Here is a 7397-nt window from a genome sequence, read left to right as displayed (position 1 = left end):
CCCCGTCCGCGATCCGCAACGCCTGCTCCACCGCGTACTCGTCCAGCTCCGACAACAGACCGTCCACATCCTCACGGTCCACCGTCAGATCATCCACGAAACGCCGGTCACCCGTCGCATCCGGCACATACTTCACACAGACAACGATCCTCAAGCTCACGACGGCTCTCCTACCTGGTGCGGTTGGTGGAGACGACCATATGGCACTGAGTACCCTCTGTAAAGGAACGCAGTGCCAGAAAAGGGCTTTCGGTGCTACGTTCCCCGCATGACTGACGCACGCAGACCGGCGAAGAAGGCCCCCATGCGGGAGGTGCTGGCCGAGGCGGCCTTCCAGCTCTTCCTGGAGCGGGGCTTCGAGCGGACCACGGTGGACGACATCGTGGCCCGGGCCGGGGTCGGGCGCCGGTCGTTCTTCCGGTACTTCCCCTCCAAGGAGGACGCGGTCTTCCCGGACCACGAGCGCTGTCTCGCCGACATGACCGCGTTCCTGGCGGCGGCCGGCGACGTGGACCCGGTCGACGCGGTGTGCGACGCGGCGCGGCTCGTGCTGCGCATGTACGCGGCCAACCCCGAGTTCTCCGTCCAGCGCTACCGGCTCACCCGGGAGGTGCCGGGACTGCGGACCTACGAGCTGTCCGTGGTGCGCCGGTACGAGCAGACGATGGCCGGCCATCTCCGTGAGCGTTACGGCGACGCGCGGGACGGCGCGCTCCGTGCCGAGGTGGTCGCCGCGTCCGTGGTCGCCGCGCACAACAACGGGCTGCGCGCCTGGCTGCGCTCGGGTGGCGAGGGGGACGCGGAGGCGGCGGTGGATCACGCCCTCGGGCTGGTGCGAAGCGTGTGGGGGAGCGCGGGGGTCCCGGGTGCGTCGATGCCCTCGGCCGACGGCGACGTGGTGGTGATGGTCGCCGCGAAGAACGCGCCCATGTGGCGCGTGGTGCAGCAGATCGAGTCGGTCATCGGCCAGGACTGACGCCGCGGAATCACGTTTCTGGCACTGAGTGCCTTTACGTTTCGGCACTCAGTGCCCTATGGTGCCGAAGCGTCGACGCGTACGCACGGCGCATCCGAGCCGAGCGCAGGGGGTCGAGCGTGTCCCAGTTGTCGAATGGCACCGTGCAGACGGAGCGTGAGGAAGCCGGCCTGCACTACCACCGCTGCCGTTGGTGCGGCACGGCCTCGTTCCGGAGGCTGCTGTGCCCGGTGTGCGCGTCGAGCGATCTGAAGCCCGAACACAGCGACGGCCTGGGCGTCGTGGTGAGGTCCGGCGTCGTGCACCGCTACACGGAGGCGGCACGCAACGAGTCCCTCGTCAGGTTTCCCGAGGGGTTCGTGTTCCGCTGCCGCGTCGTGGGCGCGGCACCACATCTCGTGGCGGTCGGCGCGCGGGTGCGTCCGTTGGCCGGGGGTGACCCGACCGCCGGTGAGGTGGTCTTCGAACTCTGCGAGCCGCCGAGGAAGGACGACTGGTTCTGAGCGCACGGTTCCGGGTGTCCGGCCCGGCGTGTCCCGCGTCACATGGTGCGCGCCGTCGTACACCCGGCGGCCATCTTCGCGTCATGACCTGGTCATCGATCTCCCGGCGGGGCGTGATTGGCTGGGAGCATGATTGATGAACTTCTCGCCGGAATCGCCGGAATCGCCGGGAACCCCTCCGCCAACGGCAGTGGTCCTGCCGTCCAGCTGACCGACGTCGAGGAGGCGGTGCGCGCCGCGGCCGCCGCCGAGATCATGCCCCGCCACCGTCAGCTCGCCGCGCACGAGATCGTCGAGAAGAACGGCCCGCACGACCTGGTCACCGTCGCCGACCGTCTGGCCGAGGAACACCTCACCGCCTCGCTGTCCCGGCTCCTGCCCGGCTCGGTCGTTGTCGGGGAGGAGGCGGTCCACGCCGATCCGGCGGTGTACGAGGCGCTGCGCGGTGACGCGCCGGTGTGGATCGTCGACCCGGTCGACGGCACCCGCCAGTTCGTACGCGGTGAACCGGGCTTCTGCACGCTGGTCGCCCTCGCCCACCGGGGTGAACTCCTCGCCTCGTGGACCTACGCCCCGGCGCTCGACGAGATGGCCGTCGCGGTGCGTGGGCGGGGCGCCACGCTGAACGGGCGGCCGATGCGGTCCGGCGCCCCCGCACCCGGAGCCGTCCTCGAAGTGGCCACATCGCACCCCGACTACACCACCGACGCCCAGAAGCGGGCCCTGCTCGGACTGCGTATCGACGGCATCGACGCCCGGCCCTGCGGCTCGGCCGGTCTCGAATACCTCGCCGTCGCACGCGGAGAACTGGACGCGGTCGCCTTCACCTGGGAGTACGCCTGGGACCACGCGGCCGGTCTGCTGCTGGTCGCCGAGACGGGCGGCGCCCAGGCCACCCTCTCCGGCGCCCCGTTCCGTATCGCCGGAGGCAACGACCTGCCGTTCACGGCGGGCCGCGACGGGGCGACCGTCGAACGTGTCCTGAGCGCGCTGCGCGAGGGAGCCTGATCGGGCATCGCCCCTCGGTCGCCGTTCAGCCTCCGGTCCCCCCGCCTTCCGCGCCACCGGGCGCGAGGGCCGACCGGACGTTCCGCACCAGTTCCGACGCCCGCTCGACCGCCGCGGGGTCCAGCTCCCTCAACACCTCACCGACCCGCGCGGCGAAGTCCGCGGGAGCGTCCGGCAGCGCGGCCGCGGAGGCCAACGCGCCCTTCTCGTTCAGACACCACACGCGGTGGTGGGCGTGGAGCGACTGGGCGAGGATGCCGAACGCGCGCGACAGGCACAGGGCGACATGGAGCGCGTCCCCGGCGGGGGACGATTTGCGGGCAGCCTCCACCAGGAACTGTGCCTCCCACGAGGCATCCATCAGCGCCGTGCGCAGCGGCTCGGGGTAGTCGGCCGTCTCCCGCCGAAGCGCTGTCAGAACGCCGTGCGGGTCGGCGAGCACGTGGCACAGCGCGATCTCGCCCGGATAGGCGGGGGACCAGAATCCGAGCGGATGCCCCGGCTGCACCCCCACTTCGTAGCGCCCGGCCCGGCAGTCCGACCACACCGCCTCCACCCGGTCCAGATCGCGCAGGATCCAGTCCACCGCCGTGCCGTCGACCCGCAGCCAGGCTCCGCCGTCCACCCAGCGGCCCCAGCCGCCGGGTCCCGCGACCTGCGCGGGGGAGCCCTGGACCTCGCAGGCCAGTGCGGTCAGCGCGGCCACATCGGGGACGCCGCGGTAGTAGACGCCCAGATCCCAGTCGGAGTCCGGGCGATGAGTGCCGCGGGCCCGGCTGCCTCCCAGGGAGACCGCCCGGACACCGGGCACCGAGACGAGCCGGGAGGCCATGTCCGCGATCCGGGCGGGCACGACCGGGGCTTCCCCTGTCACCTGCGGCCGCTGAGCGGGGGAGTTCGGTGTGTTCATCGCGTCGTGACCCTACCCCCGGCCACGCTGTCGGCGTCTCGGAATATCCTGGGTGTGCTGGCCGTCGGCTGACGAAGGAGTCCGAAGGTGCCGTCGATGCTCGATGCCGTCGTCGTGGGGGCGGGGCCCAATGGACTGACTGCCGCGGCCGAACTGGCCCGGCGCGGTTTCGCCGTGGAGATCTTCGAGGCGGGCGACGCCGTCGGAGGCGGTGCCCGCACGGAAGAACTCACGTTGCCGGGCTTCCGCCACGACCCGTGTTCCGCCGTCCATCCGCTGGCCATCGGTTCGCCCGCGTTCGCCGCCATGCCGCTCACCCGGCACGGCCTGGAGTGGCTGCAGCCGGAGCTGGCGCTGGCCCACCCGTTCCCGGACGGGTCGGCCGCGGTGCTCACCGGGTCCGTGGGGGAGAGCGCCATGTCCCTGGGTGCCCAGGACGCGGGGGCGTACCGCAGGCTCGTCGCCCCGTTCCTCGGCCACTGGGACACGCTCGCCGAGGACTTCCTGCGCACCCCGTGGGACGGGCTGCCCCGTGACCCGTACCGCTGGGTGCGCTTCGGTCTCGACGCGCTCCAGCCCGCGACACTGCTCTCCCGCCGTTTCCGGGGCGAGAGGGCGCGGGGGCTGCTCGCCGGACTTGCCGCCCACGCCATCGCGCCCGTCAGCGCAGTGGCCACCGGCGGAATCGCCCTGCTCTTCGCCCTGGCCGCGCACGAGAAGGGCTGGCCGGTGCCGCGCGGCGGATCGCAGGCCATCTCCGACGCCCTCGCCTCGTACGTGCGCGAACAGGGCGGCGCGATCCACACCGGTACGGAGGTCAGGCGCCTCGACGAACTCCCGCCCGCCCGGGCGTACGTCTTCGACACCTCGCCCGCCGCCCTCGCCCGCATCGCGGGACTGGGCCGCGCCTACAGCGGCTATCGGTACGGCGCGTCCTGCTTCAAGATCGATTACGCGCTGTCGGGCCCGGTCCCGTGGACCGCTCCGGAGGCGCGCAGGGCCGGGACGGTCCACATCGGTCCCACGGCCGGTGAGATCGACGCCGCGCTGAGCGCCGCCGTGGCGGGCCAGGACCCCAGCGTGCCGTTCCTGATCACGGCGCAGCCCAGCCTGATCGATCCCTCCCGCGCACCCGAGGGGCGGCACGTCTTCTGGGCGTACGGACACGTCCCGGCGGGCTGGGAGGGGGACGCGACGGAGGTGATCGAGCGTCAACTGGAGCGCTTCGCCCCTGGTTTCCGTGATCTGGTGCTCGCCAGGGCGGTGGCCGGACCGCCCACGATCGCGGCGCGCAACGCCAACTACGTGGACGGCGACATCGCGTGCGGCGCGTTCGCCGGTCTCCAGACGGTGATCCGGCCCAAGCTGGCGCGCGTCCCGTACGCGACGGCACATCCGGCGGTGTTCCTGTGCTCCTCGGCGACCCCGCCCGGCCCGGGCGTGCACGGCATGTCCGGCCACCACGCGGCGAAGGCGGTGTGGAGGCGCCTGCGCGCCACCTCCTGACGGGCCGTCATGCTGCTGGGCCGGGGCCGTCAGGCCGTGGATCGACGTCACCGACGACAACCCTTTCGGGAGCGCGCTCGCGTCGCCCGCCGGGCGCGGGTGAAGGCGCGGCACCATGGGCGGATGAGTACATCTGAACCCGAGGCCGTCACCGTCACTCTGGTGCGGGGCGATATCACACGGCAGTCCGTCGATGTCATCGTCAACGCGGCGAATTCCTCGCTGCTCGGTGGCGGCGGGGTCGACGGAGCGATCCACCGGCATGGCGGTCCCGAGATCCTTGCCGCCTGCCGTGAGCTGCGGGCTTCGCGGTACGGGAAGGGGCTGCCCACCGGGCGGGCCGTGGCCACGACCGCGGGGAGGCTGGACGCCCGGTGGGTGGTGCACACGGTGGGGCCGGTGTGGAGCAGGGCCGAGGACCGCTCGGAGCTGCTCGCCTCCTGTTACCGCGAATCGCTACGTGCTGCGGCGGAGTTGGGAGCGCGCACCGTGGCGTTTCCCGCCATCTCGACGGGGGTCTACGGCTGGCCCATGGACGACGGGGCGCGCATCGCCGTCCGTACGGTCCTGGCGGAGGCCGTCGCGCCGATCGAGGAGGTGCGGTTCGTGCTGTTCGACGCGCACGCGTATGCGACGTTCGAAGAGGTCTTGTCGGCGCGCGGTTGAGCGCAGTGCCGCGCGACCGCCGTTGCGCGGGGAGAACCGCGTGGCCCCGGCGGGCCTGGGTAGGTGCCCGCCGAGGCCACGCGGTGCGTGGTCACTTGTGGGGCGTGGGCAGCAGGGCCATGTCGCGTGCGTTCCTGATCGCACGGGCGATCAGCCGCTGCTGCTGAGCGCTGACCCGGGTCACGCGGCGGCTGCGGATCTTGCCGCGGTCGGAGATGAACTTCCGCAGCAGGTCGGTGTCCTTGTAATCGATGTACGTGACTTCGGCCGCGTCCAGCGGGTTGGGCCGGTTCTTCGGCGATGCGCGCTGATCGTTGCGTCGTTCCATACGAACTCCTCTTGCGGATAGGAGGGTTGGGATGTGCGAACGGTATGGGGTTCGGTCAGTAAACCGGGTCGAGGAACGAGTCGAACGGGGCGGGGAGCCGCTTCCACGCCTCGGGGCCCGCCGCGTACTCCGCGTCGGTGAGGAGACAGGAGTCGAGGAGCCGAACCACTCCGTCACGGTCCAGGGCCGGTGAGGTGAAGACGAGGTGCTGGCAGCGGTCGCCGTGTTCAGGGTGCCAGTCGAGCGCCGCCGCGGCCCTGCGCATCGGCGGCACCAGGTCCCAGGCGGCGTCCGGCAGCGACGCCAGCCACGGGCCCGCGGTCTCCACGCAGAGCGCACCGCCCGCCGCGTCCCAGGCCAGCAGGGTGTCGGGCCGGTCGGCGAGCCAGAAGCGGCCGCGGCTGCGGGCCGCGGCGCAGCACAGGTCCTCCAACGCCCGGTACAGCCGTTCGGGGTGGAAGGGGCGGTGGCGGCGCCAGACGAGTGTGGCGACCCCGGCCTCGTCCGCCTCCTGCGGCAGCAGCGCGCAGGCGGGGTGCTGGGCGGCGGCGGCCGACTCCACGTCGAAGCCGGCGAAGGCCAGGCGGGCCAGTTCCGGTGAATCGACGGGAACGTGACGGGCCGTCGGGTGGAGCTGGGCGAGGAGGGCGCGGTCCTCGTCGTCCGCCGCCTCGTTCTCCACGAGGGCGAGCACGGGCGCGTACTCCAGCTGGCGCGCCCAGGTGTCGCCCACGGTCCGCCGGTCGTGCGTCGCCGCGGCGAGTCCCGCATCGGCCAGGTCGTCACCGTTCCCGAGACAGGGCAGCACGAGCGCGGGATCGACGGCGGTGATGACGCTGGTGAGTCCGAGCACGCCACCGCCGTGCGTGGCGATCACTTCCGCCATCGTCCGGGGCTCGACGGAGTCCCACAGTTCGACGATCGCGGGCCCGGCCGGGCCCGCGCCGGCCAGCCGCCGCAGCTCGGGAACCAGGTCCTCGCGCAGCGCGCAGCAGGCACAGTCGTCGACCAGAGGGGTGTCGCCCCGGGACAGTTCGCCCGAGGCGTCCCGCACGGTGCGCCGTACCGTCCCCGCGGCGGCGCCGCTCAGGTCGTGGTGCAGGGCGACGCTGCCGGGAACGGTCCGCAGCAGCCGTTCCACGACCTCCCGGCGGGCGTCGGAGTGGAGGCCGCCGACGATCACGACGGGCAACGGTGTTTCGGGCCGCATCGGTTCGCCCCGCATCAGTTCGTTCCGCACCGGGCGTAGCGGCGTTCGAACCGCTCGACGCGTCCGGCGGTGTCCAGTACGCGTGCGGTGCCCGTGTAGAACGGGTGGCTCGCGGAGGAGATCTCGACATCGACGACGGGGTAGATGTTGCCGTCCTCCCACACGATCGTCCTGTCACTGGTCGCGGTGGAACGGGTGAGGAAGGCCGAACCGGCCGCCTTGTCACGGAAGACGACGGGGCCGTACGACGGGTGGATTTCTGGCTTCATGGCGGTCCTTCGGGTGCGGGC

Annotated in this window: 9 protein-coding genes and 1 pseudogene; 5 read left to right on the top strand and 5 right to left on the bottom strand. The window is 72.2% G+C overall.

Annotation, left to right across the window (positions count from 1 at the left end):
• A pseudogene (locus tag ACGF2V_RS30080) lies at positions 1–160 on the bottom strand (electron transfer flavoprotein subunit beta); the annotation flags it as partial.
• A gap of 144 nt (positions 161–304) precedes the next feature.
• On the opposite strand from ACGF2V_RS30080, the gene ACGF2V_RS30075 reads away from it, so the two are divergent.
• The 3 genes from ACGF2V_RS30075 (at position 305) to ACGF2V_RS30065 (ending at position 2487) form a co-directional block, all read left to right on the top strand.
• Entirely contained in the window at positions 305–976 is a 672-nt protein-coding gene (locus ACGF2V_RS30075) for a TetR family transcriptional regulator (RefSeq protein WP_362629135.1), read from the top strand.
• Positions 977–1119: 143 nt separating this feature from the next.
• Positions 1120–1479 (top strand): hypothetical protein, encoded by a 360-nt coding sequence (locus ACGF2V_RS30070; protein ID WP_362629064.1) that lies wholly within the window; start codon positions 1120–1122, stop codon positions 1477–1479.
• Positions 1480–1608: 129 nt separating this feature from the next.
• Complete coding sequence (locus ACGF2V_RS30065) at positions 1609–2487, top strand: inositol monophosphatase family protein (protein ID WP_362710806.1); 879 nt, start codon at positions 1609–1611, stop codon at positions 2485–2487.
• A 25-nt stretch (positions 2488–2512) separates the two neighbouring features.
• Here the strand turns inward: ACGF2V_RS30065 and ACGF2V_RS30060 are convergent, their stop codons facing one another.
• Complete coding sequence (locus ACGF2V_RS30060) at positions 2513–3319, bottom strand: nucleotidyltransferase domain-containing protein (protein ID WP_362710834.1); 807 nt, start codon at positions 3317–3319, stop codon at positions 2513–2515.
• A 165-nt stretch (positions 3320–3484) separates the two neighbouring features.
• Here ACGF2V_RS30060 and ACGF2V_RS30055 point away from each other — a divergent pair, with 165 nt between their 5' ends.
• Together ACGF2V_RS30055 and ACGF2V_RS30050 are read left to right on the top strand one after the other, a co-directional pair.
• A complete protein-coding gene (locus ACGF2V_RS30055; protein WP_362629070.1) occupies positions 3485–4903 on the top strand; it encodes an NAD(P)/FAD-dependent oxidoreductase in 1419 nt (472 codons plus the stop codon).
• Between the two features lie 123 nt (positions 4904–5026).
• Positions 5027–5569 (top strand): O-acetyl-ADP-ribose deacetylase, encoded by a 543-nt coding sequence (locus ACGF2V_RS30050; RefSeq protein WP_362710808.1) that lies wholly within the window; start codon positions 5027–5029, stop codon positions 5567–5569.
• A gap of 91 nt (positions 5570–5660) precedes the next feature.
• Here the strand turns inward: ACGF2V_RS30050 and rpsR are convergent, their stop codons facing one another.
• The 3 genes from rpsR to ACGF2V_RS30035 are packed head-to-tail and all read right to left on the bottom strand — an operon-like array spanning position 5661 to position 7376.
• Positions 5661–5897, bottom strand: a complete 237-nt coding sequence (gene rpsR, locus ACGF2V_RS30045; RefSeq protein ID WP_362629075.1) for a 30S ribosomal protein S18 — start codon at positions 5895–5897, stop codon at positions 5661–5663.
• A 55-nt stretch (positions 5898–5952) separates the two neighbouring features.
• Positions 5953–7122 (bottom strand): CobW family GTP-binding protein, encoded by a 1170-nt coding sequence (locus tag ACGF2V_RS30040; protein ID WP_392913685.1) that lies wholly within the window; start codon positions 7120–7122, stop codon positions 5953–5955.
• On the bottom strand, positions 7122–7376 hold the full coding sequence (locus ACGF2V_RS30035; protein ID WP_362710811.1) for a type B 50S ribosomal protein L31: 255 nt from the start codon (positions 7374–7376) through the stop codon (positions 7122–7124). The genes ACGF2V_RS30040 and ACGF2V_RS30035 overlap by 1 nt, the downstream gene beginning before the upstream one ends.
• Between the last annotated feature and the right edge of the window lie 21 nt (positions 7377–7397).

Origin of the sequence: Streptomyces sp. NPDC047982 (assembly GCF_043204165.1) — a bacterium.
Taxonomy (GTDB): domain Bacteria; phylum Actinomycetota; class Actinomycetes; order Streptomycetales; family Streptomycetaceae; genus Streptomyces.
Note: the sequence above shows the minus strand (reverse complement) of the source record. Positions and strands in the feature narration are given on the sequence as shown.

Excerpts from the sequence above, each read along its gene's own strand:
- ACGF2V_RS30060 (WP_362710834.1), bottom strand. The coding sequence starts at position 3,319 with ATGGCCTCCCGGCTCGTCTCGGTGCCCGGTGTCCGGGCGGTCTCCCTG.
- ACGF2V_RS30050 (WP_362710808.1), top strand. The coding sequence starts at position 5,027 with ATGAGTACATCTGAACCCGAGGCCGTCACCGTCACTCTGGTGCGGGGC.
- ACGF2V_RS30040 (WP_392913685.1), bottom strand. The coding sequence starts at position 7,122 with ATGCGGGGCGAACCGATGCGGCCCGAAACACCGTTGCCCGTCGTGATC.
- ACGF2V_RS30065 (WP_362710806.1), top strand. The coding sequence starts at position 1,609 with ATGATTGATGAACTTCTCGCCGGAATCGCCGGAATCGCCGGGAACCCC.
- ACGF2V_RS30035 (WP_362710811.1), bottom strand. The coding sequence starts at position 7,376 with ATGAAGCCAGAAATCCACCCGTCGTACGGCCCCGTCGTCTTCCGTGAC.
- ACGF2V_RS30075 (WP_362629135.1), top strand. The coding sequence starts at position 305 with ATGCGGGAGGTGCTGGCCGAGGCGGCCTTCCAGCTCTTCCTGGAGCGG.
- rpsR (WP_362629075.1), bottom strand. The coding sequence starts at position 5,897 with ATGGAACGACGCAACGATCAGCGCGCATCGCCGAAGAACCGGCCCAAC.